Annotated in this window: 16 protein-coding genes, 2 tRNA genes and 2 pseudogenes; 11 read left to right on the forward strand and 9 right to left on the reverse strand. The window is 47.2% G+C overall.

The genetic code is table 11. From position 1 onward, the window contains the following. The first annotated feature begins 1 nt into the window (after position 1). The 6 genes and pseudogenes from BQ9893_RS10740 to BQ9893_RS10765 all read left to right on the forward strand — a co-directional run bounded on the left by BQ9893_RS10740 (position 2) and on the right by BQ9893_RS10765 (position 10335). Complete coding sequence (locus tag BQ9893_RS10740) at positions 2-2371, forward strand: GH92 family glycosyl hydrolase (protein ID WP_075966111.1); 2370 nt, start codon at positions 2-4, stop codon at positions 2369-2371. 117 nt (positions 2372-2488) lie between these two features. After that, on the forward strand, positions 2489-2707 hold the full coding sequence (locus BQ9893_RS10745; protein WP_075966021.1) for a hypothetical protein: 219 nt from the start codon (positions 2489-2491) through the stop codon (positions 2705-2707). A gap of 259 nt (positions 2708-2966) precedes the next feature. Continuing rightward, entirely contained in the window at positions 2967-4352 is a 1386-nt protein-coding gene (locus tag BQ9893_RS10750; RefSeq protein ID WP_075964355.1) for an IS110 family RNA-guided transposase, read from the forward strand. Then, a pseudogene (locus BQ9893_RS10755) lies at positions 4353-7028 on the forward strand (glycoside hydrolase family 38 N-terminal domain-containing protein); the annotation flags it as partial. Between the two features lie 1164 nt (positions 7029-8192). Continuing rightward, positions 8193-8687 (forward strand): hypothetical protein, encoded by a 495-nt coding sequence (locus tag BQ9893_RS10760; protein WP_075966022.1) that lies wholly within the window; start codon positions 8193-8195, stop codon positions 8685-8687. 19 nt (positions 8688-8706) lie between these two features. Then, a complete protein-coding gene (locus tag BQ9893_RS10765; RefSeq protein WP_075966023.1) occupies positions 8707-10335 on the forward strand; it encodes a flotillin family protein in 1629 nt (542 codons plus the stop codon). Positions 10336-10338: 3 nt separating this feature from the next. Here BQ9893_RS10765 and BQ9893_RS10770 read toward each other — a convergent pair whose 3' ends face one another. Beyond that, entirely contained in the window at positions 10339-10890 is a 552-nt protein-coding gene (locus BQ9893_RS10770; RefSeq protein WP_075966112.1) for a DUF4468 domain-containing protein, read from the reverse strand. A gap of 11 nt (positions 10891-10901) precedes the next feature. Beyond that, entirely contained in the window at positions 10902-11885 is a 984-nt protein-coding gene (locus BQ9893_RS10775) for a DUF4468 domain-containing protein (protein ID WP_075966024.1), read from the reverse strand. Between the two features lie 165 nt (positions 11886-12050). Here BQ9893_RS10775 and secDF point away from each other — a divergent pair, with 165 nt between their 5' ends. The 3 genes and pseudogenes from secDF to BQ9893_RS10790 all read left to right on the forward strand — a co-directional run. Beyond that, positions 12051-15065, forward strand: coding sequence for a protein translocase subunit SecDF (secDF, locus tag BQ9893_RS10780; RefSeq protein ID WP_075966025.1), 3015 nt, complete (start codon positions 12051-12053; stop codon positions 15063-15065). Positions 15066-15291: 226 nt separating this feature from the next. Next, positions 15292-16542 carry an imidazolonepropionase gene (hutI, locus tag BQ9893_RS10785; RefSeq protein ID WP_075966026.1) on the forward strand — a complete coding sequence of 417 codons (1251 nt, stop codon included), beginning with the start codon at positions 15292-15294 and terminating at the stop codon, positions 16540-16542. A gap of 20 nt (positions 16543-16562) precedes the next feature. After that, a pseudogene (locus tag BQ9893_RS10790) lies at positions 16563-16808 on the forward strand (cyclodeaminase/cyclohydrolase family protein); the annotation flags it as partial. 13 nt (positions 16809-16821) lie between these two features. Here the strand turns inward: BQ9893_RS10790 and BQ9893_RS10795 are convergent. From BQ9893_RS10795 to BQ9893_RS10810, 4 genes are all read right to left on the reverse strand, one after another. Beyond that, the gene (locus BQ9893_RS10795; RefSeq protein WP_075966027.1) at positions 16822-17931 is read right to left on the reverse strand and encodes an Mrp/NBP35 family ATP-binding protein; all 1110 of its coding nucleotides are present in this window, start codon (positions 17929-17931) and stop codon (positions 16822-16824) included. Between the two features lie 75 nt (positions 17932-18006). Continuing rightward, positions 18007-18765, reverse strand: coding sequence for a tRNA (guanosine(46)-N7)-methyltransferase TrmB (gene trmB / locus BQ9893_RS10800; protein ID WP_075966028.1), 759 nt, complete (start codon positions 18763-18765; stop codon positions 18007-18009). Between the two features lie 129 nt (positions 18766-18894). Then, positions 18895-18968: transfer RNA gene (locus tag BQ9893_RS10805), tRNA-Asn, on the reverse strand. 36 nt (positions 18969-19004) lie between these two features. Further along, a tRNA-Asn gene (locus BQ9893_RS10810) sits at positions 19005-19078 on the reverse strand. Between the two features lie 108 nt (positions 19079-19186). On the opposite strand from BQ9893_RS10810, the gene BQ9893_RS10815 reads away from it, so the two are divergent. Together BQ9893_RS10815 and BQ9893_RS10820 are read left to right on the forward strand one after the other, a co-directional pair. After that, the gene (locus BQ9893_RS10815; RefSeq protein ID WP_075966029.1) at positions 19187-20164 is read left to right on the forward strand and encodes an adenosine kinase; all 978 of its coding nucleotides are present in this window, start codon (positions 19187-19189) and stop codon (positions 20162-20164) included. A gap of 47 nt (positions 20165-20211) precedes the next feature. Then, complete coding sequence (locus BQ9893_RS10820; RefSeq protein ID WP_075966030.1) at positions 20212-21900, forward strand: S41 family peptidase; 1689 nt, start codon at positions 20212-20214, stop codon at positions 21898-21900. On the opposite strand, the gene BQ9893_RS10825 is transcribed toward BQ9893_RS10820, so the two are convergent. The 3 genes from BQ9893_RS10825 to BQ9893_RS10840 form a co-directional block, all read right to left on the reverse strand. After that, on the reverse strand, positions 21863-23011 hold the full coding sequence (locus BQ9893_RS10825; RefSeq protein ID WP_075966031.1) for a metallophosphoesterase: 1149 nt from the start codon (positions 23009-23011) through the stop codon (positions 21863-21865). The genes BQ9893_RS10820 and BQ9893_RS10825 overlap by 38 nt on opposite strands. Positions 23012-23020: 9 nt before the next feature. After that, positions 23021-24112: a metallophosphoesterase gene (locus BQ9893_RS10830; RefSeq protein ID WP_075966032.1), complete on the reverse strand. Its 1092-nt coding sequence runs from the start codon at positions 24110-24112 to the stop codon at positions 23021-23023. Positions 24113-24213: 101 nt separating this feature from the next. Then, complete coding sequence (locus BQ9893_RS10840) at positions 24214-26883, reverse strand: family 78 glycoside hydrolase catalytic domain (protein WP_244155111.1); 2670 nt, start codon at positions 26881-26883, stop codon at positions 24214-24216. Positions 26884-26887 lie beyond the last annotated feature (4 nt).

A 26887-nucleotide genomic window follows, 5' to 3' on the forward strand; every position in this document is an offset into this window, starting at 1 on the left:
TATGAGACAAAAGTATGTTATAGAATCTATGTGGTTCCTGATGTTTGCGTGTGTTTTCTTCATCTCCTGTGTGAGAGAAGGCGAGACGGTTCGGCAAGAGGAGCTTTGCCAATATGTGGAGCCTCGGATCGGTACGGCACATTGCCGTTGGTTTCATTTTACACCGGGAGCGATGCCTTTCGGAATGGCCAAGCCGGCTCCTTCAACCAACGGGCATATCGGGAATAAATCCGGTTGGGAGGCTACGGGGTATGATTATCGGGATCAATCCATCGAGGGTTTTCCTTGTTTGCATGAGTTCCAGATCGGGGGAATTGTACTGATGCCTGCAAAAGGTTTGTTGAAAACAGTGCCCGGAGCGGTAGACGACTCGACAGGCAGAGGGTATCGTTCCCGTTTTGACCGTGCGGATGAGGTCGCTACTGCCGGCTATTATTCCGTTTTCTTAAAAGATCATTCGATTCGTGCGGAACTGACAGCCACTCCTCGTGTCGCTATTCAGCGTTATACGTTTCCTGCGGGAGAGGATAGCCGTATCTTGTTTGACATAGGAAATCGTCAAGGAGAGAGTGGAGCCGTACGAGATGCGGAAATAGTCCTTACGGAAGACGGGCGTATCGAAGGTTGGGTGATTACCGAACCTGAATATGTAAGGAAATACCAGTCCGGAGCATCAGTCCCTTTGTTTTTCTCTGCCGTGTTGGATAAGGAGCCTGTTGGATATGGCGCTTTCAACGGAGAGGATATCCGTCCGGATGGACGGAAAGCGACAGGGGTGGGAGCCGGGCTTTATTTGACATTTCATACCCAAGACCAAGAGCAGGTTACAGCAAAAGTCGGCCTTTCCTATACATCTGTTGAGAATGCCCGGGTGAATAGGGAAACAGAGGCCGCTTCCCTTACATTTGATGAGGCAAGGGAGATTTCCCGTCAAACATGGGAAAGTTATTTGGGACGTATCCGGATAGAGACTCCGGAACGGGAGGATAAAGTGAAATTCTATACCGGTTTGTATCACGCATTATTAGGCCGCGGGTTGGCAAGCGATGTAAATGGCTCTTATCCGAGAAATGATGGTTCTGTAGGCCAAATACCTTTGAAAGACGGGAAACCGATACATAACTTGTATAATACCGATGCCGCCTGGGGTGCGCAATGGAATCTGACACAGGTTTGGGCTTTGGCTTATCCGGAGTATTATTCGGATTATATAAGTAGCCATTTGTTGGTGTATAAAGATGCCGGTTGGCTGGCGGATGGGATTGCCAATAGCCGTTACGTCTCCGGTGTCGGTACGAATTTGTTAAGTACGGTTATTGCCGGCGCTTATCAGTGTGGCATCCGGGATTTTGATGTGAATGTGGCTTATGAGGCTTGTTTGAAGAATGAGCTGGATGGAGAGAACCGCCCGTTAGGTGCAGGAAAGGTTGACACCCGTTATTTCGTGGAATATGGTTATGTGCCTCATTTGGATAAAGGAGACGGGCCGGATGAGGCTTTTATGTTCTCAGCTTCCCATACATTGGAATATTCTTATAGTGCATGGGCTGTGGCCCAATGGGCGAAACAACTCGGCAAGATGGATGATTACAATCGTTTGATGTATCTGTCGAAAGGATGGGAACGGATCTATGATCCATCCTGTAATTTTGTCCGTCCTAAAAAGAAGAATGGCACGTTTATCGAAGATTTCAACCCGATGCAGGTATGGCGCGGGTTTCAGGAAGGTAATGCTTGGCAATATACTTTTTATGTGCCGCATGATGCGAAAGGATTGGTTGCCAAAGTCGGTGCGAACGTATTTAACCATCGGTTGGACAGTATCTTTACGGTGTCTCGTAAGTTGATTTTTAGTGGTGGCACGGAAGTTGGAGCTTTCGCCGGTTTGCAGACCTTGTATAATCATGGGAACCAACCTTGCTTGCATATCTCTTGGATGTTCAACGAGGCAGGTCGTCCTTCCCTTACGCAAAAGTGGGTGCGGGCGATCTTGAATGAGTTCTATGGTACGGACGGTATACATGGTTATGGCTACGGGCAGGATGAAGATCAAGGTCAACTTGGGGCTTGGTACGTGATGTCTTCCTTGGGATTATTTGATATGAAGGGTTTGACGGATCAAGCGCCTTCTTTTGCTTTGGGTAGTCCTTTGTTCGATAAGATTACGATTCAGCTAAATAGCTGTTATTATGAGGGAAAGGAATTTGTGATCGAGACTCGTAATAATAGTAAGCAAAATGATTATGTGCAATCGATAGACCTAAATGGAAAAAACTTGACAGAGACCCGCCTTCCTTTTTCGGAGATTGTCAAGGGTGGACATTTAGTCTTGGAAATGGGAAACCAACCCAAAGATCGATATGAAAACTAAAAATACGAATTCGGCTGTATTCCCGATTCTTTTCGGCTTTTTCGTGATGGGATTCGTGGATGTTGTTGTTAATCTGTATGTTATACATAGGACTTATATCAATAAAAATACGATAAAATGAAAAAAAGAACTTGTTTGTCGATCGGATTGGCTTTGTTGATAGGTGTATTGCCGATCCATGCGTCTTCGGGGTTGTCGGATATCAAAAGCCGTGTATTGCCGGCGGTTTATAAATCGAAAAACGGACTGACCCAAAAGGTCGAGATCTCAGTGAAACATGAAGGGGAACCTTCTACGGTGACGATCCGTTTAGGCGAGCAAAGCCGAAAAGAGTAAAGCCAAGCCTTTGTCTTGATTGAAATCAGAGTGGAACACAGAACGTTTCCGCCGCCTATGGCGGCAGAAACGTTTTTAGTTACCTTTGCTGTAGGCATAAGAAGCAAGCCGTTTTTTTCTTGGGTTTTCAATCCCACAAAAGAGTATGGCTCCTTGTCCTGCGAATCGAAGATTGGTCGTCAGAGGCCGTATAGAAGAATGCTCATCGACAGGACATGGCTTATGCCATTTATCCATCAACAAGAGTAACGATATTACCATGGCAAAGAAAGCAAAAAAAGTCAAGAGCGCCAAAGGTGCGGAACTTCGGATAGTCAATCCCGATGCGGCTGGGATAGACATCGCGGACGGTATCATGCAGGTCTGCATCCCTGCTGACCGCTCCAAGGACAACAACCGTGCGTTCGGAGCATATACATCCGACCTGCATGCCATCTCGGCATGGCTTAGGGAATGTGGCATAAAGACAGTCGCAATGGAATCCACCGGGGTGTACTGGATACCGCTGTTCTGTCGTCTTCAGGAGGACGGGCTGGATGTCGTATTGACCAACGCAAGGGATGTGAAGAACATAACGGAGAGGAAAACCGACGAGTCGGATGCCGAATGGCTGATGTTGCTGCACCAGTACGGGTTGCTCAAGGCAAGTTTCCAACCGCACAACGACGCCAAACGGATGAGGACACTTACCCGTCATCGTGACACCCTCTCCCGTGAAGCCTCAAGCATGGTCCTGCGTATGCAGAAAGCCATGCAGCAGATGAATATAAAACTTACGCTTGTCCTGTCTGACATCACGGGAAAATCCGGCATACGTATCATCGAGGCCATTCTTGCAGGTGAACGTGACCCCAAGAAACTTGCGGAATTGGCTGACATCCAGTGCAAAACCCCGAAAGAGGAAATAGCCAAGGCACTTGAGGGCAACTGGGAAGAAGACCTCATGTTTGTCCTCAGACAAAACTATGATACTTTCAAACATTATTGTACCCAACTTGGCGAGTGCGATGCAGAACTGGAGAAACTCATGGAAAACTACCGTGCGGAGGTTGCCAAAGTGGAAGATACTTCATATAGCCCGGCAAAAAAACGCCGCGATTATAAAAAGACCAGGCATACCGTGAGCTTCGACGTGGAAAGGAAAGCATACGAAATGTGGGGAGTGAACGTTTTTGAGATACCGGGCATAAGCCACCTGACCGCACTTGAACTGATGAGTGAACTGGGGCACGACTTTACCCGGAAGTTCCCGTCTTCCAAACAGTTCTGCTGTTGGTGCAACATCTCACCGAACACCAAGATATCAGGAGGAAAAAGAATATCAAGCCACGTGCCACACCGTCGGAACAATGTCGGGTTGATTTTTAGAAGTATCGCTTCTTCGCTCGCCAATGCGAAGAACCAATTGGGGAACTTCTACCGCAGAATACGTTCACGGGCCGGAGGTAAAGCCGCAGTCATTGCCACTGCCCACAAGGTAGCCGAGATATTCTTTGCCATGGTTGCAAACCAAACAACTTATAATCCGGAAAGAGTAGGTATAGACGAGAAAGTATTACTCGAAAAACGGATTACAAGATACAAACGTGAATTAGAACGAATTACAGGCACACATATAGAAATTGGCAATGCATGTGTTCCATAGAAGAAACTGGCGTCGGGAGATAATGTGTTTTTGATGGAGATACCGGAAGTTTCCGTTACAGGCCAATTACCATTGACGTTGGTCTGTGGAAAAGAGAAAGAGGAAACTACGGTTATTGTAAAACCTGTTCGCCATTGGCAGATGAATATGGTACAACACACGCATACCGATATCGGTTATACCCGTTCACAAATGGAAATCTTGGCAGAACATTTGCGATATATCGATTATGCATTGGATTATTGTGACGCGACGGATCAATATCCAGATTTCGCTAAATTCCGTTGGACTTGCGAAATCGCTTGGGCGGTTAGCGAATATTTGAAATGCCGTCCGGCGGAACAGGTCGCCCGCCTGAAACAGCGAGTAAAAGAAGGTCGTATCGAATTAGCTGCGATGTATTTGAATTTTGACGAATTGCCGGATGAACAAACGCTTGCCGCTTCTCTTTATCCGATCAGGCAATTCCGCGAAAACGGGATGCGTGCCGAGGTCGCAATGCAAGACGACGTGAATGGTATCGGCTGGTGTTTCAGTGAGTATTTCGCGGATGCCGGCGTGAAATATGTGAACATGGGGACCCATGGCCACCGGGCTTTGATCTGCTTTGACAAACCTACCGTATTCTGGTGGGAATCTCCTTCAGGAAAGAAGGTCCTGACCTATCGCGCCGAACATTATAACCAAGGAAATTTCTTTGGTATCCATACGGATGATTTTGAACGGTTCGAACAACGAGTATTAACGTATCTGGATCAAATGGAAGCAAAAAACTATCCGTATGATATATTGGTAGCTCAACATTCGGGCTATTTTACGGATAATGCGCCTCCATCCACGAAAAGTTGTGAGATGTTGCAAAGATGGAATGAGAAATATGAATGGCCAAAATTGCGCACAGCGGTAGCCAGCGAATTCTTTAAAACGGTCGAGAACCGATATGCGGACCGGATCGAGACGATTCGTGGCGCTTGGCCGGATTGGTGGACAGACGGTTTCGCTTCTGGCGCTCGTGAAGCCGCCATATCTCGTATAACTCATTCGGATGTCATAGCGAACCAGGTCGGGTTGTCATTCGCTAAAATCTTAGGCGCCCAATTACCGGCGGACATCAATGATCGTATTTATGACATCAACAAAGCACTTTTATTCTATGATGAGCATACTTTCGGGCATAGTGAGAGCGTGCGTAACGCTTATGGGCTGGAAACTTGGGAACAACGTTCCTTGAAACAATCGTATGCGTGGGAGGCCTATCGCCATTCCGGTTTGCTGGGAGAGGTCGCTATGGGCATATTACAATCGTTCATACCCAAAAGCCATATTCCGTCTATTGCTGTGTTTAATACGCTAAACTGGAACTATAGTGGTATAGCTAAAGCCTATGTGGATCATCAGATTTTGCCCGATGATCGAGCTTTTGAGATTGTGGATGTGGCAGGTAATGTAATTCCCGCTCAAGCAGGCGAAAACCGTTCGGATGGGACTTATTGGTATTTCTACGTGAAGGATGTCCCGGCTTTGGGATATGCGCAGTATTATATAAAGAAAAAGGATATGCCACGCCCGCAAAAGCAGGAGGCTGCGGATTTGAAGGATACACATGTGGAGAATCCTTGGTATGCCATCGACTTCAATCCCCGTAAAGGTACGATTCGTAAATTGTATGATAAGGATTTGAACAAGCAATTGGTTACACCGGATGCGGAATGGGAGATGGGAGAGTTTATTTATGAGATTATCGATAGCCGTCATCCGATGGAGCAATATCGTGCTCCCCAATTTCTCCGTCGTCGTCCGGGAAAGATGCGTTTCGAAAAATATGAGAAAGGGGATATTTGGGACACCTATCGGTTCCGGGGAGAAACGGAAGCGGGACGTGAACCGGATAATTTGATGGTGGAATTCCGGGTGTTTAACGTGACAAAAAAAATAGAAGTGGTTTACCGCTTGCGTAAAAAGGCGGTGACAGATCCGGAAGCGGTCTATATCGCATTCCCGTTCGAAATTGAAGATGGAAAAATACATTTGGATGTGCCCGGCGGGTCGATTGAAGCGGGCGTAGACCAAATTCCGGGTTCCTCTAACGATTGGTACACGGTGCAGAATTTTGTTACAGCTCGTAATGCAGAGTCGCAAGTCGTGATGGGGAGTCAAGAAATACCATTAATGCAATTTGGTGCAATCAATACGGGACGCTATAAGGCAGGTGCTGTTCCTCAGTCTACAAATATGTATTCATGGCCGATGAACAACTACTGGGTAACCAATTTTAATGCAGACCAGATGGGAGAGATGCAATGGAGCTACTTTATCAATTCTTCAAAAGACAACTCTATTGAGTATGCAACTAAGTTTGCTTGGGAAAACCGGATTCCGTTTTTGACTCGTGTTTTGCCTGGCGGTGATAAAAAAACGGAACCTCTTCGACCTGCTTCCATTTTCAAGATCGTACCGGAAAATCTGTTATTGATAAACATGCGGCCGGTGGAAGGAGAGAATGCCGTTATGCTTCAGTTGCGCGAGATAGGCGGGAAACCTGCTGTTTTCTCTGTAGAATCGGATAAAATCAACTTTGTAAAAACTACGGTTTGTGATGTCGTAGGAGACCCGGTTCCGGGAAATCCATTAAGTTTCGCTCCGTGGGAAAATAAGTTTATAAAATTATCTTGGTAAACAAAGGGGCTGTAGTTTCGTATCCCCCTTTTCTGATTACACTACCAAAGATCACTTATTGTATAATATTGTTTATTTAACAAAGAAGCGTATCTTTTGTCAATTGTATTAAATCCAGGCTTTTCTCCTTAAAAAAAGGCCTTCTTGCCGTGAGGTGCACTGTTTTTTTTCATGAAGACGGTCTTCATTGCCTTGACGACCGTCTTCATACATGATGATCTCGGCATCTCACGGCAACGACGACCGTCTTCATCTCAACGACGACCGTCTTCATGGCCGTAAAGGCCGGAATCCCTTTTCAAATATCCAAAGCCGCCACCAATCTTTTTTACTACAGACAAATCTCAGGAGGTTAAGCTTTTCCAAAATGCAAGCGTTTATCCCTTTTCTATCTCTCTCTAAACAATATATTTTCATTTCCTGCCGGTCTCATATATCCGTTTATCAGCAAAACAGAAAAAACAGTATCAAAATATCAAACTAAAATACTCTGATATTTTGATTGAAAGAGAAAAAGCAGGAAACAGGGGTTATTGTTCAGATTTATTACATCAAACCATTATTTGATTTATTATATTCCTAATTCCTTTTTTAGCCACACTTCCATTACCGGATCGGGAATGACAACTTGTCGTTTCTCGATCTCTATAAGTCCCTTTTTGACTAATGCTCTTTTCATATATGGAATATTATTATTACTAACAATGTTATTACTAATAAAGTTATTATAGCCACAGACTTTCTTTAACCTGCATGATTATTATAACCTGAAAAGAGGAACAGATGCAAGGGTACGAAACTACAGTTTGACAATATCCCCTCCCGAAATGGAGATATTGAGCAAACGTGTGATTATTAGTGATATATCAAAAATGAAGTTTCTTAAAAAATATTACCCTTGCGTGTAATTTGAATAATATGGGGTATAAAACCGAATTAGATGCGGTAGTAGTTTCGATTTGAACCAATCGCTTTTTCATTGATTTTTACAATAAGGGGGGATATATCCTGTGTATGTTTAAGTGAGAAGTACTTTTTTAGAATTATGTTGATTTCAAGAATGAAATGGAAAAATGAAGTGAAAAAACTTTTTTCATAACAATTTGAAGAATAATTACAATGTGAACAAAAAATAGTGTATATTTGATTTAAATTCGGGCGATCATGACAAGCACAATTTTCCTTACAGTGGCCATTGTTGCCACAGCGATTTTTCTGGTTCAGTTTATTGTTTCCATCTTTTTTGGAGATATTGATACGGATGTCGATATGGATACTGATCTCGGCAGTGTAATCTCTTTTAAGGGGTTGACACACTTTTGCATCGGTATGGGGTGGTATATGTATATCTCGCAGGGAACGGATATCTCGTCTTATGTGGTCGGCATTCTGGTCGGACTTGTCTTCGTGCTTGTCCTTTGGTTCTTGTATAAGAAAGCCTGGCAATTGCAGAATGAGAACAGGCCGGAGAAACCGGAGGCATTGTTGGGGCGTGAGTGCACGATCTATACGCAAAACGGGGATCGCTATGTCGTGCAGATTGCTGTCAACGGAGCCTTGCGCGAGATGGATGTCCGTTCGCTTGAGGGTCGGAAATACCGGACCGGCGACAGGGCTGTGATCGTTAGGTTTGAATCGGGAATTATGTATATTCAATAATAACAAATCTATTAAAATTATGACACAGGAAATGTTAATCATGGTCGCTATACTGGTTGTGGTGGTCATCATTTCGTTTATCGGCATCCTTTCGCGCTACCGGAAATGTAAGAGTGATGAGGTGTTGGTTGTTTATGGCAAGACTTCAGGTGAGAAGTCGGCCAAACTTTATCATGGCGGCGCAGCTTTCGTATGGCCGATCATTCAAGGATATGAATTTCTCTCCATGAAACCTTTGCAGATCGATTGTAAGCTGACCGGAGCCTTGTCGGCCCAGAATATCCGTGTGGATGTGCCGACGACCATTACGGTTGCCATCAGCACCGATCCCGAAGTGATGCAGAATGCAGCCGAACGTCTGCTCGGACTGCAGTATGAAGACAAGCAAAATCTGATTACGGATGTCGTTTACGGGCAGATGCGTCTGGTGATTGCCGATATGACGATCGAGGAACTGAACTCCGACCGTGATAAATTCTTGTCCAAGGTGCGCGACAATATCGATACGGAACTCCGTAAATTCGGTCTCTATCTGATGAATATCAATATCAGTGATATTCGCGACGCAGCCAACTACATCGTCAACCTCGGTAAAGAAGCAGAAAGTAAGGCCCTGAACGAGGCGCAAGCCAACATCGAAGAACAGGAGAAACTGGGCGCCATCAAAATAGCCAACCAGATCAAGGAACGTGAGACAAAGGTCGCCGAAACCCGCAAGGACCAGGATATCGCTATTGCCGAAACCAAGAAGCAGCAGGAAATTTCGGTTGCCAATGCTGATAAGGATCGTATCTCGCAGGTCGCCATAGCCAATGCCGAAAAGGAATCGCAGGTGGCAAAAGCGGAAGCCGAGAAGAACATCAATGTCGAGAAAGCCAATACGGAAAAGGAAAGCCGCATTGCCGAACTGAACTCCGATATGGAAATCAAGAAAGCCGATGCAGAGAAGAAAGCGGCTATCGGGCGAAATGAAGCCGGGAAGGATATCGCGCTTTCTAATTCCGAACTTGCCGTGACGCAGGCGGATGCCGATAAGAAGGCCGGTGAAGCCGCCGCCCGTTCGGAAGCCGCTGTCCAGGCAGCCCGTGAGATCGCCCAAAAGGAGGTGGAAGAGGCAAAGGCGAAAAAGGTCGAATCGGCGCTGAAAGCTCAAAAGATCGTTCCGGCCGAAGTAGCCAAACAGGAAGCTATCCTGCAGGCCGATGCCGTTGCCGAAAAGACGATCCGTGAGGCGGAAGCACGTGCAAAAGCTTTGTTGGCGCAAGCCGAAGCCGAGGCTACTGCCATCCGCATGAAGCTGGAAGCCGAAGCCGACGGTAAGAAGAAGTCATTGCTGGCCGAAGCCGATGGTTTCCGCGCGATGGTCGAAGCGGCCGAGTCGAATCCGGCGATTGCGATCCAGTACAAGATGGTCGACCAGTGGAAAGAAATCGCAGGCGAACAGGTTAAGGCATTCGAGCATATCAACCTCGGCAATATTACCGTATTCGATGGCGGAAACGGCGCTACCGGCAACTTCCTGAACCAACTGGTGAAGACGGTTGCCCCGAGTCTCGGCGTATTGGATAAGCTGCCGATCGGAGAAACCGTCAAGAATATTATCAAGCCGGACGAGAAAGGCAAGGATGATCCGGCTCCTGCATTATAGCGTCTACATTGTAGCGTCGTTCACTGCGTCCAGGATATCGGCAAACAGGTTCTCGACGAAGAAAAACGTGGCATTGCAGAACAGCTTCGGGTCTTTGATCAACGCGATCGTGTTGCTTTTGCCATTATTGGCAATTACGCTTTCTGCCGGATACGTTTTGAACTTCTTGTTGTTCTGAGGGTCGTATTGATAAACGATGTCGCTGACTTCCGCCGAGTAGCTGTTGTCATGGCAGTTGATCTTCATTTTGTATTTGATGATCGTCTTATCTGTGTCATTCAACAGCATCTCGACTTTGGAAGAAACTTTGATAGTCCCTTGAGCCTTTTTGGAGTTGGCATTCGACAGGAATACATCTTTCGCATAGTTTTTCTTTGCCCACCGGCTGATAACTTCGAATATCTGATCCTGGTTCATGTCGTTCACATGGACAGTGTCGCGATAACATACTTTCCCGTTTCTCATCGGGGCGCATTCGTCGACTTCCCCTTTGTGTCCCTGTGCCATTGCCAGCACAGGGAACATTATTAATAGAAGGAAAAACAGCTTTTTCATCATTATCCCGATTATTTCATCCATACATTTATTATTTCACCGATAACGGTTATCTGTTGCCCTTCTGCCGTTTCGCCCTGTTTGCGGCAGTCGATGACCAGCCAAGGATCTCCGTTTTCGCCTTTCTTGAAGAAAGACAAGCTGTATGTGTCATTGTCCCCGATTTCTTTATAGACAGGACTGTCTTTGCTGATGACGATCGAGGCGATCGATTTGCCGAACATATTGCCCGTGCCTTTCCATTCGGCAGAAGTCTCTTTCGTGTCCGGTTTGCCGGCAGATGCGACCTGCATGTCGCTTTCCGGTAATATCTGTAATAAGGTAGACGGAATCTTGTCGGCGGCAAAAGCCACATACCCTTCTTTTGCCGGAACCTGGGGCGCCGGTGTCACAGTCCGGGCCGGTACAACCGATGCTGCCGGAGCGACGTTGGCTGCGGCCTGTACGCCTAAAGCGGCAGAGGCGGAGGCGAACATTTCGTCAATGAAATCGATTGTTTTTTTGCGGAACTTGCCGTTGCCGCGGTTCAGTTTTGTCTTGTTTTTGTTCAAACAATATTTATCGGTAATCCACTCTTCGGCGGTGTATTTTTCCGGCTCGCGCTGGTAAGAAACATTATATTCGTAGCGGATACCTGCCACTTTCATGATGCACTTCCCGTCTTCGCATTCCATTGTGACGCGGTAGTTCATTTCTGCACGGTCCAAAGAAAGGGCTGTGCTTTGGAACACTAAGTTGGTTTGTCCTATGGCGGCGATGTCGCCTTGGGCTTTGTCGGAATAGGCAACGCGGTTATTGTCTTCGCTGAAGAACCCGTTCGCCCAGTCCAACATCCTGTCATATACTTCATCTTTCGAAAAAGAAGGTGCATTTATCTCTTTTGCAAATACTACTTTACCATTCTCGAGAGGAACAGCTCCGGCTAAATACTTGGAATCGTCCTGAGCCCAAAGCAGGGTCGGGATAAATAGTGCTAATAATAAAAGTTGCTTCATGGTTATTCTTTACTTATGTTTTTATATGGGCAAAGATATATATTTGTGGCTGAAATAAACTAAGAGTGTGATAAATAAATTAATCTAATTACTGTTGGACAAAGAAAAAAAGCCTATATTTGCACCCTGTGAAAAAACGAATAATAACATAAACATAAGATTCAAATGCAAAACAAAGGATTTGTAAAGGTCTTTGCCGTGTTACTTACGCTTGTCTGTATGTTTTATCTGTCATTCTCGTTCGTGACAAGACATTACAACAGTAAAGCCGCTGAGTATGCTGGTGGAGATCCGGTAAAAGAGAGTTCTTATTTGGACTCGTTATCTACTCAAAAGGTATGGCTAGGTTATACGCTCAAGCAATGCCGTGAAATGGAAATTAGTTTAGGACTTGACTTGAAGGGCGGTATGAACGTCGTTCTGGAATTGAATGTGGCTGATGTAATTCGCTCGCTTTCAAACAACAACCAGGATGAGAACTTCAACAAAGCATTGGATTTGGCCTATGCGCACCAAGCTACAAGCCAGAAGGACTTTATTGATCTGTTTGCAGAAGAGTATAAGAAGTTAGATAATGGCGCCCGTTTATCCGCTATTTTCAGTACATTCGAATTGAAAGACAAAATCACTCCGCAGAGCACGGATGCACAGGTCGTTTCTGTGTTGAAGAATGAGCTGAAGAGTGCTATCGATAATTCATTTAACGTATTGCGTACCCGTATCGACCGTTTCGGTGTGGTATCTCCGAACATCCAGCGTCTGGAAACAGCCGGCCGTATCCTGGTCGAACTTCCGGGTGTGAAAGAACCGGAACGTGTGCGTAAATTGTTACAGGGGAGTGCCAACCTCGAATTCTGGGAAACATACAACTTGCCGGAAATCTACCAGCAGTTGGTCGCTGCCGACAATATGCTGGCTACAATCCTGAAATCGGACGATACTGCTGCCGAAGGTTCGGAAACAACGGTTACCGAAGTCGCAGAAGAAACAGTTACCGACAATGCTGCTGCCGAAGCAACTAACGAGGCAGATTCTTTGTTGGCTAAACTCGGTGAAGACCAACCTGAAGCGCAGGCTGCCAAGAGCATGGATGAATTTGCAAAACAACACCCGTTGTTCGCCATCCTGCAGATCAACCAGTATGGAGGACAGTTGGCTTCCGGTCCGGTTGTCGGTATTGCCGATAAGAAAGATATCGCCAAGATCAACGAATACCTGAACATGAAGCAGGTGAAAGATATCCTGCCGCGTAACCTTTCTTTGAAATGGGGCGTAAAGGCCATCGATGAAAAAGAACAATATTTCTATCTGTATGCAATCAAGATGACGAACCGCGACGGAACGCCTGCTTTGGGTGGTGACGTCGTAACGGATGCTAACGCAGACTTCGTTCAGCAGGCAGGCCGCTCAGAACAGCAGGTCAGCATGGCCATGAACGCGGAAGGTGCTAAAGCATGGGCTCGTCTGACAAAAGAAAATATCGGTAAAGCGGTTGCTATCGTGCTCGACGATATGGTTTATTCTGCTCCGAACGTACAGGTGGAAATCACGGGCGGACGTTCTCAGATCACAGGCCATTTCACTCCTGAAGAAGCGAAAGACTTGGCAAACGTATTGAAATCCGGTAAGATGGCTGCTTCCGTACATATCGTGCAGGAAGACGTTGTCGGTCCGTCTTTGGGTCAGGAAGCTATTAACTCGGGTGTCATCTCGTTTGCGTTGGCTTTGATCCTGTTGATGATCTACATGTGTGCCTTCTACGGAGTTATCCCAGGTCTGATCGCCGACGGCGCTCTGGTGTTGAACATCTTCTTCACAATGGGTATCCTTGCCTCTTTCCAGGCAGTCCTTACATTGCCGGGTATTGCCGGTATGGTGCTGACATTGGGTATGGCTGTCGATGCCAACGTGTTGATCTACGAACGTACGAAAGAAGAACTTCGCGCCGGCAAATCATTGAGCAAGGCTATCGCCGATGGTTACAGCAACGCGTTTTCTGCCATCTTCGACTCAAACCTGACTTCTATCATCACCGGTGTCGTATTGTTCTATTTCGGAACAGGTCCTATCCGTGGTTTTGCCACGACGATGATTATCGGTTTGTTCGCATCCTTCCTGACGGCTGTCTTCCTGACTCGTATTGTCTACGAAGCGCTGTTGGCTAAAGATAAACTGAAGAACGTAACCTTTACGACTTCTATCACGAAAGATTTGTTGACGAATCCGAAGATCAACTTCCTCGGAGCTCGCAAAGTCGGTTATCTGATTCCGGCGGCTATCATCGTTTTAGGTGCTATCTCCATGTCTACAATCGGTCTGAACAACGGTATCGACTTCACCGGTGGACGTAACTATGTGATCCGTTTCGCTCAGGACGTAAAGACGGACGAAGTGCGCAATCTGTTGGATACACAGTTGGAAGGTTCTGTCAGCGTTATCCAGATCGGTACTCCCGACCAGGTCCGCGTGTCTACCAACTATAAGATCGATAATAACGATCCGGCTATCGACCAGGAAATCGAAAGTAAGATTTTCGAAGGTGTTAAATCATTGCTTCCGGCCGGTACGACATTGGATCAGTTTACAGGAGAGTTTGTCCAGAGCTCGCAGAAAGTAGGACCGAGTATGGCTGACGATATCAAGAACGCAGCATTCCTTGCCGTTATATTCGCTATGATCTGTATGGCGGCTTATATCTTGCTCCGTTTCCGCGACATCTCGTTCTCTATCGGTGCATTCGCTTCCGTTGCCGTGACGACTTTATGTATCATTTCGTTCTATACGTTGCTCTGGAAGGTGTTGCCGTTCTCTATGGAAGTCGACCAGACCTTCATCGCGGCTATCCTGACCATCATCGGTTACTCCATCAACGATACCGTGGTCGTATTCGACCGTATCCGTGAAACGATCGGCCTGTATCCGAAGCGCGACCGTTATCAGGTGATCAACGATGCTTTGAACTCGACTCTGTCCCGTACGTTCAATACATCATTAACGACATTGGTTGTTGTGTTGTGTATCTTCATCTTAGGTGGTGCAACGATCCGTAGCTTTACGTTCGCTATCTTGTTAGGTATCATTATCGGTACATATTCTACTCTGTTCGTGGCAACTCCTATCGCTTACGAATTGCAGAAGAAAAAGATCAATAAGAAAGCGGCTGCCGAAGCAGGTAAATAAGAATACGTTTTAATTAGATAAAAAAGGGCTGTTCCTGTTGGGGAATGGCCCTTTTTGTGCTTCTAAACATACTATGCCGGTTGGCAAGATGAAAGAGAATGCTTATCTTGTAGGCCTCTTACTCCTGCTATTTACTTACAGATTGTAAGCGAATACTTTAAAAAGTCATGTTATGGAAGGTACGTCTGAGTAACCAATGTTGGAAGCCAAAATGAAGGAATAGAATATGGAAGACGAAAAGATATTGATACGGAACGCATCGCAGGTGGTGACCTGTTCCGGCTTTGAAGCGAAGAGGGGGAAGGCCATGTCTGACGTCGGTGTGATCGAGGATGGGGCGGTTGCCGTTTCGAACGGTATTATTACGCATGTGGGGCCGACTGAAGTGGTGCTCCGGCAAGTGGATGTCGATGATTATCTGGAAATAGATGCTTACGGGCGTGCGCTTCTGCCGGGGTTTGTGGATAGTCATACGCATTTGGTTTTCGGCGGTTGCCGGGAAGAGGAGTTCTCCTGGCGGATGCGGGGAGACAGCTATATGTCGATCATGGAGCGGGGAGGCGGTATCGTCAATACGATGAATGCGACACGGAGCACCAGCTATGATGATCTGTTCGAAGATGCATATGATCGTCTCGACACTATGATGGACATGGGAGTGACAACTGTCGAGGGAAAGAGCGGCTACGGTCTCGATCTTGCTACAGAACTGATCCAGCTTCGTGTAATGAAAGAGCTTAATGACGACCATCCGCTGGATGTGGTGTCTACCTTCCTGGGGGCTCATGTCGTTCCTCCGGAATTTACCGGGCGTACGGATGCGTATGTCGACTATATAATAGATGAGATGCTACCGCATGTCCGTGCAGAACGTTCCGTGACTTTCTGCGATGTTTTTTGCGAACAAGGCGTTTTCTCGATCGAACAAAGCGAGCGTCTGCTGAAAGCAGCCCGCAGCCAGCGTTTTAAACTGAAACTCCATGCCGATGGGATCGGGCCTTTTGGAGGTGCTGAGTTGGCTGCCCGCCTGAAAGCCGTGAGTGCCGATCATCTGTCGCACGTGTCCAATTACGGTATCAAGCGGTTGGCTCGTTCCGGGACGATCGCGACATTATTGCCGCTTACCACTTTCTCGCTGGGCAAACCGTATGCTCCGGGGCGGCGTATGATAGACGCCGGTTGTGCTGTGGCGTTGGCTTCCGGCTTGAATCCCGAAAGTTGTTTCTCCTGCTCGATCCCGCTATTGTTTGCCCTCGCCTGCATCCAAATGAAGTTGACTCCCGAAGAGGCTTTGACAGCCCTTACGATCAATGGAGCGGCAGCCTTGGGGCGGGAGAAGAAGGTCGGCAGCATCGATGTCGGAAAGAAAGCGGACTTGATCCTGTTGAAGTTCCCTTCCTATAAGTTCCTCCCTTACCATGTAGGAATGAATATCGTGGACACGGTTATCAAAGATGGCGTGCTTTATATCGTTTGACAGAATAAAGACAAAGTGTTCGGAATGCCGTGACCGGTGCTTGTGTGGCTATGATGGCGGCTCGTACTTGTGTGTTGGGGGCTTTGCTGAATGTCCGTATCAATCTGACATCCATAAAGGATGAAACGTTTGTCCGGCGGATGTCGAACAAAGCCGATTTTCTCGAATCGGAAGCTATCCGGATAGAGAAGAAGTTGTTGGATTGGGAGAGAGAGCAATTGACAATTAAAATGAATTATGAATTATGCGTCAATCATAATTCATAATTCATAAATATCCTTATTTCTTGGTAACAACCACCCGCTTTGTCGGATCCAAATGCTCGTTACGGTAATCGATCTGTTTCACGACGTTTTCGGCCAGCTTCTGGAAAGCTTGACCGGTGATGCTGTCCGGATTGAGGGCGACCGGCTTCCCGTTGTCTCCACCTTCGCAGATGCTTTGTACGATGGGAATTTGTCCCAGCAGCGGGATGTCCAGTTCTTCTGCCAGACGTTTGCCTCCTTCTTTGCCGAACAGGTAGTATTTGTTTTCCGGCAACTCGGCAGGTGTGAACCAGGACATGTTCTCGACCAGTCCCAATACCGGCACATTGATCTTTTCGCCCATAAACATGCTGATTCCTTTGCGGGCATCCGCCAGTGCCACTTCCTGCGGTGTGCTGACGACGATGGCACCGGTGATGGCCAATGTCTGCACCATGGTCAGGTGGATATCGCTTGTTCCCGGTGGCAAGTCGATCAGGAAATAGTCTAGGTCTCCCCAGTTTGCGTCACCGATCAACTGTTTCAGGGCGTTGCTTGCCATAGCGCCGCGCCAGAGGACGGCATCTTCCTTGTTGACAAAGAAGCCGATGGAGAGCAGTTTCACGCCGTAGTTGGCTGCCGGTTCGATCAGTTCACGACCTCCCACTTCTACCATGTAGGGACGGGCCTCTTCCACATTGAACATCTTCGGCTGCGAAGGCCCGAAGATATCGGCGTCCAGCAGACCGACCTTGTAACCTTGCAGGGCCAAAGCTACCGCCAGGTTGGCGGCTACCGTGCTTTTGCCCACACCTCCCTTACCGGAAGATACGGCAATGATATTTTTTACTTCCGGCAGCAGTTTGTCCGGTTCGGGACGAGCCGCCTGTTTGGCATCTACCGTAATGTTGCCTTTGATTTCCACATCCTCGCCTACATAAGTCAGGATGGCCGTCTCGGCAGCTTTCACCACCGACTTGATAAACGGGTCGTTCGGCTTTTCGAAAAGGAGCGAGAAGCTCACCTTGTTACCTTCGATCCGAATGTTATCTTCAACCATGCCCATCGTCACAAGGTCTTTCCCTGTTCCCGGGTAACGCACCTTGGCCAGCGCGTCCATGATTAGTTTTGGATAGAGTGTCATAATCTTTTTTATGATGATTATTATTTATTTATAGCTTATTCGTATCTCTGAAATTGTCAATTGCCCATTGATAATTTATTTCCCTGAAGCCAACGCGCTTCGTTTGCTGCGGTTGAAACTGCGATACGGGTCGTATTCGATTTCTACGTCCGGTTCGACCAGCTCCTCCCGTTCTTCACAAACAAATTTGATGTATTTGATGTTCAACCCACGATCCAGCCATTGCTGTTCATAATAGGTTTTGATGGACAGAATCTCGTCCGTCAACCCCGAATGATACAGGTCGTCGTTGCTGAACAGTACGGGATAATGGTTCGCTTTTACCATCTCGCAGGTGTAGGTGTACATGAAGTTGCTGTCTGTTTTCAGATGTACGATGCCGTCTCCTGCCAGTATCTCGCGATACATTTTCATGAAGCGGGTGGAGGTGAGGCGTTTGTTCACCTTCTTCATCTGCGGATCGGGGAAGGTGAGCCAGATTTCGGCTACCTCTCCGGCTGCGAAGAAATGGGCGATCAGTTCGATACTGGTCCGGAGGAAGGCAACATTCGTCATGCCTGCCTCAAACGATTCTTTCGCTCCAGTCCACATGCGGGCTCCCTTGATATCGACTCCTATAAAATTCTTGTCGGGAAACAGCTTTCCCAAACCTACCGTATATTCTCCTTTTCCGCAACCCAGTTCAAGTACGATCGGATTGTCATTCTTAAAGAACCGTTCGTGCCAGTGTCCCTTCAGCTCGAATCCTTTCTCTTGAAGGGCCGCAAACGGATATTGGAACACATGGGGATAACCCGCCATGTCGTCAAACTTTGCTAATTTATTCTTTCCCATAATGCAAAGGTAATACAATTCTTTTTACTTTTTAGACTGATAGTAGTCAACAAATGGATCATGGGCATAGAGATATATTGCGGGTATAAAAAAAAGGGATACTCTTATGAAGTATCCCTCTCTCTTTCGCTCTTCCTCTTGGACTTGAACCAAGGACCCTCTGATTAACAGTCAGATGCTCTAACCAACTGAGCTAAGGAAGAATATGTCTTTTTCAGTCTGTCCCGATGTCTTTTTCGCTCTTCCTCTTGGACTTGAACCAAGGACCCTCTGATTAACAGTCAGATGCTCTAACCAACTGAGCTAAGGAAGAATTTGTTTTTCCAGTCCGGTATCAATTATGACCCTTTCTGAATTTGCACTGCAAAAGTAGAGGTTCTTTTTGAAATATGCAATATCTTTGCGAAAAAAAATAGAAAAAATGAATACGATTGGATTAGGAAATGCTTTGGTAGACGTACTGCTAAGGCTTAAAAGCGATGATGTTCTGGCAGAAGTAGGGATGCAGAAGGGCACAATGGATATGATCGACCAGGAACAGATGATTAAAATCCGCAAGTCGCAGGAAGGACTTGAACGCAGTCAAGCACCGGGTGGTTCGGTATGTAACACCATGCGTGCGATGGCAATATTGGGAGCAAATACGGGATTTATAGGTAAGATTGGCTCTGATTCCGTAGGCGAATATTATGAAGAAGCCTTGAGAAAAGCGAACGTCTCTCCTTATTTTGCCAAGACAGACGGCATTTCCGGAAGCTGTACGGTCTTGATTTCACCGGATGGCGAGCGTACGATGGGTACGTTTCTCGGACCGGCTCCGACGATCACACCGGATGAAATTACGGAAGAGATGCTTTCCGCTTACCAATGTATTTATATAGAAGGCTACCTGTTGGTGAACGAAGAACTGGTACGTACTACTATGCAGAAAGCGAAGAAGTTAGGGCTGAAGGTCGCTCTCGATCTTTCCAATTTCAATATCGTGAAGGCATTCCGTGGCCTGTTGGACGATATTATCCCTAAGTATGTCGATATTCTTTTCTCAAACGAAAGCGAAGCGGAAACCTATACCGGGTTGGAAGCGCACGAAGCGGTCAAAGTCCTTTCCGAGCAAGTGGAGATATCTTTGGTCACTTTAGGAAAAGAAGGCGCCCTGGTGGGAAGCAAGGGACAAGTTTTCACTGTCCCGGCTGAAGGCGGCAAGCCGGTCGATACGACGGGAGCCGGTGATCATTTTGCTGCCGGATTCCTTTACGGACAGTCGGTCGGCGCCACATTGGAACAGTCCGCCCGTATCGGCTCGCTTTTGGCCGGCTACATAATCGATGTAATCGGAGCACAGATTCCGGATGATAAATGGGAACAAATAAAGTTAAAAGTAAATAGTATATTGGTCTGACAAGCGTTTATTATATACATTTACGTCGTTAATTAACTAAATATTCTATGTATAAACAACGAGAGAAAATAATAGCTCTTTTCAGTTTGCTGCTCCTGTTGGGAGGTGTGACCCCCGGACAGGCACAGAAAGACAACCGTTTCGAGGTCAGTAAAAACCTGGATATCTTTAACGCTCTGGTAAAAGAGGTGGAAATGTTTTACGTGGATTCGGTCGATGTCGAGAAAACGGTGCGCCGAGGTATCGACGCCATGTTAGGCGGCTTGGACCCTTATACCGAATACTACCCGGAGCAGGAAATGGATAAACTGAAATTCATGACGACCGGCGAATATGGCGGTATCGGCTCTTATATCCGCGAACGGAAAGAAGGTGGTGTCTATGTTATCGAACCGTTTGAAGGGATGCCGGCTGCTTTGGCCGGCTTGAAAGCAGGCGACCGCATTCTGGCGATCGACACGGTGGATGTGACCGACAAATCTTCGGATGAGGTGAGTGCCCTGCTAAAAGGTGTTCCCAATACGAAGATGGTATTGAAGATACAGAGTCCGTATGACAAGAAACCGCGTGAGGTGGAACTGGTGCGTAAGCAGATTTTGGAAAACCAGGTTACCTACTATGGCGTGCGTGGCGATGGCGTAGGCTATATCTATTTGAAAGGTTTTACGGACAAGAGTGCTCAGGAAGTAAAAAATGCGTTCGAAGACTTGAAAAATAACCATCATATCAAATCGTTGGTTTTGGACTTGCGTAACAATGGAGGCGGTTTGTTGGAAAGCGCCACGCAAATTGTCGGTATGTTCGTCCCGAAAGGGAAAGAAGTGGTTTCGACAAAAGGGAAAATCAGCCAGTGGGATCGTACCTACCGTACACCAAGCGAACCGCTCGATACGGTGATGCCGATGGCCGTCCTCATTAACGGAGGTTCTGCTTCTGCAGCCGAGATCGTGTCAGGTTCTTTGCAGGATATGGACCGCGCCGTCTTGATCGGGCAGCGTTCTTTCGGCAAGGGGCTTGTGCAGTCTCCCCGTGAACTTCCTTACAACGGAAGCGTGAAGGTGACGATGAGCAAATATTACATTCCCAGCGGACGTTGCATCCAGCAGATGGACTATTCGCACCGGAAAGCCGACGGAAGTGTCGGGGCCATTCCGGACAGCCTGACATCTGTCTTCTATACATCCAAAGGACGTCCCGTCCGGGATGGAGGTGGCATTACTCCCGACTTTAAAATAGAAGAACCGGAAACGCCGACTATGATGTTCTATCTGGTGACTGATTTTGTCTTGACAGACTTTGTCGCAAACTGGTCCCAGAAACACAAGAAAATTGCTTCGCCCGAAGACTTCGAGGTGACAGACGAGGATTTCGAGGCTTTCAAGCAGTATGCCAAAGAAAAGAATTTCACTTACGACCGGCAGAGCGAAAAGCTGTTGAAGAACCTGAAGGAGGTGGCTAAGTTTGAAGGTTACATGGACAATGACTCCACCATTTTCAACTCTTTGGAAGCCAAACTGACTCCGGACTTGGAACGCGACTTCGACCGCAACAAGGAGCAGATCAAGAAACTGCTGACTTCCGAGATCATGAAACGCTATTATTTCCAGAAAGGCGAGTTGATAAACAGCCTGAAGGATGATGAGGTTTTGGATAAGGCGTTGGAAGTCTTGGGTGATCCGGAGCTCTATAAGCAAACGCTTACCGCTCCTGGGAAAACGGAAGAGCCGCAAATTTGATATGCAGCACAACCATTTCTGATACAGTGCCGACCCGGTAAGGAGGTCCGGCTATCCCAATGCCGGAAGATACATAAAACTGGGTCGGCCCTTTTTTATGGTAGCCGTACGGACATTCATAGATCAGTTTCATTAAAAGGGGGTAAGGCCATAGTTGTCCGTTATGGGTATGCCCGTGAAGTCCGAGATCCACACCGTTCATTGTCATTTCGGCAAACGACCAAGGTTGGTGGTCCAGCACGATGACCGGTTTAGTCGTGTCTATGCCTGCCATCAGTGCATGTAACGGCTTTCTTTTCTTGTTGATATAGTCATCCCGGCCGATCAGATAGAATGAAGAGTCCGGGCGTGCGACGGAATCGATCAGAAGCGTCGCCCCTGTTTTCTTCAACCAGCGGTATTTGGCTATGCGGTTGGCGCGATACTCATGGTTGCCATAGACCACATATACGCCTAACGGGGCTTTCAGTTGTTTCAAATCCTCTTCGATACGGGCTTTTTCAGCAAAACGGGATTCGTAATCCATGATATCACCTACCAGAACGACCATGTCGGGATGTTGTTCGTTGCTCATCTTCACGTATCGCTGTACCAGTTCTTTGCCGATCACTTCCCCGATATGAAGATCGCTCATCATGACAATCGTCATGCTGTCCCGGTCGCTGCTTCCTTTGGGGAGGGTGACATACACATCTTTGACAACCGGATAGGCGACGGCATGGTAAGCATGAAACATCAGGCCGGTGACAGCTGCCGGAATCAAAAAGAACAGAATGAGTTTTGTCTGTTTCCAGTGTCTCGTCATCCAACCTGGAAACCAATGGAAGAAACGGTTGCCGAGCCGGAGCACTTCCAGAGCCAACAAGGAAAGCGTGATGTAAATAGATGCGATATACCAGGTGTTGCAAATATATTGAATGGCAATCATGACAGAATCCGGCAACACATTACGAAATGTAAAACCGAAGAAGAAGAGGGATAATTCAAGGATAAAAAACAAAATATAGGGAATCCGCCAGCTCTTTTTGGGGGGGATTGCCTGATACCCTCGCCAGAAGATATAAGGATTCAGTAATATCTGTGCTACTATCGATTGAATAAAAACCTTCATGCCTGCAAACTATTTACAGAGAATGTTGAATACGACAAGCTCGCTGTCGGTCCCGATCCTGAAAGGCGGTCCCCAAAGCGACAGTCCTGAGGAAACATATATGTGGCTGTTTCCCCACTTGCGGTAACCATAACTTTGATCGAACAGGCGGTCGGTGACGAGACTGATCGGCCATACCTGTCCGCGATGCGTATGCCCGCTGAACTGAAGGTCGATACCCGCACTTTCCGTATCCGGCAAGTCGTACGGTTGATGGTCCAGAAGAATAACAGGTTTTGCCGGATCAATGTTTTTCATCAACTCTTGCAAAGATAACCTGGATTTATTACTGCGGTCGTCCCGACCGACTATTTGTATGCCACCCGGTAGTGTCACCACTTCGTCCCTCAATAGGCGTATCGGTGTTTCGTTTATGAATTGCATGCTTTTCCGTATGCCGCTGATGTATTCATGATTTCCCGGAACCATATAGATTCCTAAAGGTGCTTTTAGTTCAGCCAGCTCTTCCATCATCTTTTCTTCATAAAGAGGGACTACACTGCTGTCGATCAGGTCGCCGCCTATCAGGATCAGATCCGGTTTCTGTGCGTTGATCATCTCGACATATTGTTTGAGTTCTTCTTTGTCTGTCCCGTATCCTAAATGTATATCACTGACGGAAACGACTTTCAACGGTTGTTCATAATGAACCGCCGGCTTGTTGATAACTATGTTGAAAACTTCTGTCTTCGGATGTTGGTAGTTGTAGTATCCGTAGCTTAATAGGCTGAGTGTCAAAAATAAGGATATGTAAAATTCATATTTACATGAGAAGTTGAAAAGTCGGAACAAGTCGAATACGGCCAGACACAATACCATATAGAGTGTGAAAACCAACCAACCGGTTCCTATTTCGTGTGTCGTATGAGCCAAAGTAATCGGCAATTTGGTGTTTTGAATCCAAAAACTACCGATAAACGACAAAGCTCCGCACCAGAACAGTGCTGCTAATAGAATCTTGACTCCGAAAGGCTGGGCAACCAAGGCCTCAGCTCCTCTCTTGAATATATAAAAGTTCCCTGCAAGATAGATACTGAAGAGGACAACAAAAAATATCGGCATAGTTATAAATTTTCGGCAAAAATACGGAAACATTTTTGGTTATTCTTGTATTTGATCCGAATTTTGTCAAGCAAGGCGTTTGGGTAGTTGTGATTCGGATATCATCTGTTTTCCTGTATGGCTGTATGAGCAACATGTTTGGTTGCGAACCGATGGAGGCCTGATCCGACATTCCTGTATTTCTTGCCGTCCGGCAGAATGACTGTAGCAGTCGTGTTGACAGGTATCTCGACTGTCAATTCGAACGAATCCGCTTCTATCCGCCAGTCTGAGCGGACAAGGCCGTACAAGGATTGATACGATCCGCTGCAATAAGTGAGGCCGCCTACCGGTTGAGGAGCGATGGTGGTGTGTTTCATGCCCGGCTCCGCTTCATCATAACAGATCCCGGCAAGTGTCCGGTAAAACCAGGCCACTACGCTGCCGAACATCGGATGGCAACAGGAAGCCTTTCCTTCCCACCGTTCCCACAAACAAGAATACCGGTCGTCCATCACATACCCGAACCCCGGTATCTCGCGCTGGTTCATCAACCGGAAAGCGATGTCGGCACGTCCGTTATCGCTTAATACTTTCAGAAGCAGAGGTGTTGCCATGATACCAGTGTCGAAATGATTTCCTATGCTGTCCAGATGAGCGAGCAAAGCGTCGAACACGGCTTTCTTTTCACCTTCCGGCACCATTCCGAAAGCTAACGGGAACACATCCGCACCTTGTCGTCCTTCCCAATAATGATGGGTCGACGGGTTGAAAAAGACCGTATTGAAATCCTGTCTGATCCGTGTGCACAGCCGGTCAAAGTGTAGCCTGTCTTCCTCCTTCCCTAAGACGGCTGCCACCTTCGACATCAAGTCTGCCGAATGATAGTAATAAGCCGTATTGACCAGAGGTTCGGGAAGTTCCATATTCCTTTTTCCCGGTGCACACCAATCTCCCAGGCACCAGCCATCCGGTTCTTCCCGGACAACAATTCCGCGGGCGTCGGTTCTCGTTCCCAGATAAGCAACCCATTGTTTCATACCCTCATAATGGCGGTTCAACAAAACCGTATCGCCATAATAACAATAGTAGGCCCAAGGCATGATCACATAGGCTGAACCCCATGCCGGACCGCCGCCTCCGCCACCGAAGGGAGCCGTATGCGGAACATAGCCGCTTTTCCGATTCCGGGCATCCTCCATATCGTCAAACCATTTCCGGTAAAACTGGGCCATATCGAAAGATAAGATGGAACTTTCCACAACCACCTGCGCGTCTCCGGTATAGGCCAACCGCTCCCGGTGCGGGCAGTCACTGCTGATACTGCCGTGGAAGTTGTTCTTCTGTGTCCGCAGGTAGACCTCGTTGATCTTGTTAAACAATTCGTTCGAACAGCTGAAACTACCGGCAGGTTGCGGATCGGTATGCACGACTTTCGCAATCAGACTTTCCTTGTTCATCTTGACCTGTTGGGATATGACTTCGACATAGCGGAACGTGTGCCAGGTGAAACGCGGTTCCCATTGTTCCACATCGCCACCCCGCAATGTATAGAGGTCTATCTGGCCGAAATCATTCTTTTCCTCGCCGATAAAACGAAGTTTGATCCGGTCACCGGCATTACCTTGCACCTTTATATGTGCCCAGCCGGAAATCATTTCCGGAAATGCGTACCAATAAGTGGAATCGTTCTTCTGTTCGCAGCTTACCGGCTGTAATGTCCGGGTTATTTTCTCATGAGGGGCAAGTTGGGCATGCAAACTGCCCTCCGGCGCTCTAACCAGAAGGGCTTTCTTCCAGGTAGAATCCTTGTACCCGTTCCGGTTCCAACCGTCCAACTCCAGCCGGGCATCATATTTTTCACCTGTGAATATGGCGTCATGCAGTAAAGGGCCGGTCGTTGTCTTCCAGCTATCATCCGTAGCGATCAGCTCCGTCGATCCATCGGCATACTCTATCTCCAACTGGCATAACAGCCGGGGCGTGTCGTACCACATACAGCCTTCCACCGTCCGGTCACGCTGGTTATACCAGCCGTTTCCCAACAAAACCCCGACCGTATTCTCCGCCTTTTGTATCAAAGGCGTGACATCGAACGTGTTGTAGAGAACCCTTTGGGTAGATTGGTCGTCAAAGAAATACAACATCTTTTTGAGCGGGCGGCGGTCGAAATTGGTAACGGCAGGAGCCAATACCTGGTCGCCTACCTTTTTGCCATTCAGGTACATCTCATAAAAACCCAGCCCGCATATGTAGACTTTCGCCTGCTTGACCGGCTTGGTTATCCGGAATGTTTTACGGAAATAAGGAGCCGGAGTGGTCAACGTCGAATCCGGATAGGACTCCTCCCTGTTGCCGATCCACCGGGCTTTCCAGTCGGACGGTTTCAACAACCCCATCGTCCATCTCCCTGTTTCGCTCCAAGGCGAAGCCTCTCCCTTTTCATCCCAAGCCATCGCTTTCCAGTAAAGCGTTTGCCTGGAATCAAGCGTTTTTCCCTCATATCCTACCTGGCTGGAACGGGAAGAGGCTATTTTTCCGGAATCCCAGAAATCCGCTTTCCCATCAGCCAGCAAGGAAGGAGAACTTGCCACGAGAATACGGTAGGCCGTTTGGCTTTTTACCTGCCCTGAGGATTGCAATTGCCAACTCAACAAAGGCTTCCCATTCTCTATCGCAACCGGATCTTCCAAATATTCACACCGCAGATTACAGACAGCTATTCTTTCCTGTCCCGAAACAGAAACAACGGATCCTAAAAGGAAAGAGAGTAACAAATAAAAATAGTTCATACTT

This window comes from Parabacteroides massiliensis (assembly GCF_900155425.1).
Classification (GTDB): Bacteria; Bacteroidota; Bacteroidia; order Bacteroidales; family Tannerellaceae; genus Parabacteroides; species Parabacteroides massiliensis.

Coding starts and splice junctions, on each gene's coding strand:
- BQ9893_RS10760 (WP_075966022.1), top strand. CDS start 8,193: ATGACAAGCACAATTTTCCTTACAGTGGCCATTGTTGCCACAGCGATT.
- hutI (WP_075966026.1), top strand. CDS start 15,292: ATGGAAGACGAAAAGATATTGATACGGAACGCATCGCAGGTGGTGACC.
- BQ9893_RS10830 (WP_075966032.1), bottom strand. CDS start 24,112: ATGCCGATATTTTTTGTTGTCCTCTTCAGTATCTATCTTGCAGGGAAC.
- BQ9893_RS10825 (WP_075966031.1), bottom strand. CDS start 23,011: ATGAAGGTTTTTATTCAATCGATAGTAGCACAGATATTACTGAATCCT.
- BQ9893_RS10840 (WP_244155111.1), bottom strand. CDS start 26,883: ATGAACTATTTTTATTTGTTACTCTCTTTCCTTTTAGGATCCGTTGTT.
- trmB (WP_075966028.1), bottom strand. CDS start 18,765: ATGGGAAAGAATAAATTAGCAAAGTTTGACGACATGGCGGGTTATCCC.
- BQ9893_RS10750 (WP_075964355.1), top strand. CDS start 2,967: ATGGCAAAGAAAGCAAAAAAAGTCAAGAGCGCCAAAGGTGCGGAACTT.
- BQ9893_RS10795 (WP_075966027.1), bottom strand. CDS start 17,931: ATGACACTCTATCCAAAACTAATCATGGACGCGCTGGCCAAGGTGCGT.
- BQ9893_RS10765 (WP_075966023.1), top strand. CDS start 8,707: ATGACACAGGAAATGTTAATCATGGTCGCTATACTGGTTGTGGTGGTC.
- BQ9893_RS10745 (WP_075966021.1), top strand. CDS start 2,489: ATGAAAAAAAGAACTTGTTTGTCGATCGGATTGGCTTTGTTGATAGGT.
- BQ9893_RS10775 (WP_075966024.1), bottom strand. CDS start 11,885: ATGAAGCAACTTTTATTATTAGCACTATTTATCCCGACCCTGCTTTGG.
- BQ9893_RS10770 (WP_075966112.1), bottom strand. CDS start 10,890: ATGAAAAAGCTGTTTTTCCTTCTATTAATAATGTTCCCTGTGCTGGCA.
- BQ9893_RS10815 (WP_075966029.1), top strand. CDS start 19,187: ATGAATACGATTGGATTAGGAAATGCTTTGGTAGACGTACTGCTAAGG.
- BQ9893_RS10740 (WP_075966111.1), top strand. CDS start 2: ATGAGACAAAAGTATGTTATAGAATCTATGTGGTTCCTGATGTTTGCG.
- secDF (WP_075966025.1), top strand. CDS start 12,051: ATGCAAAACAAAGGATTTGTAAAGGTCTTTGCCGTGTTACTTACGCTT.
- BQ9893_RS10820 (WP_075966030.1), top strand. CDS start 20,212: ATGTATAAACAACGAGAGAAAATAATAGCTCTTTTCAGTTTGCTGCTC.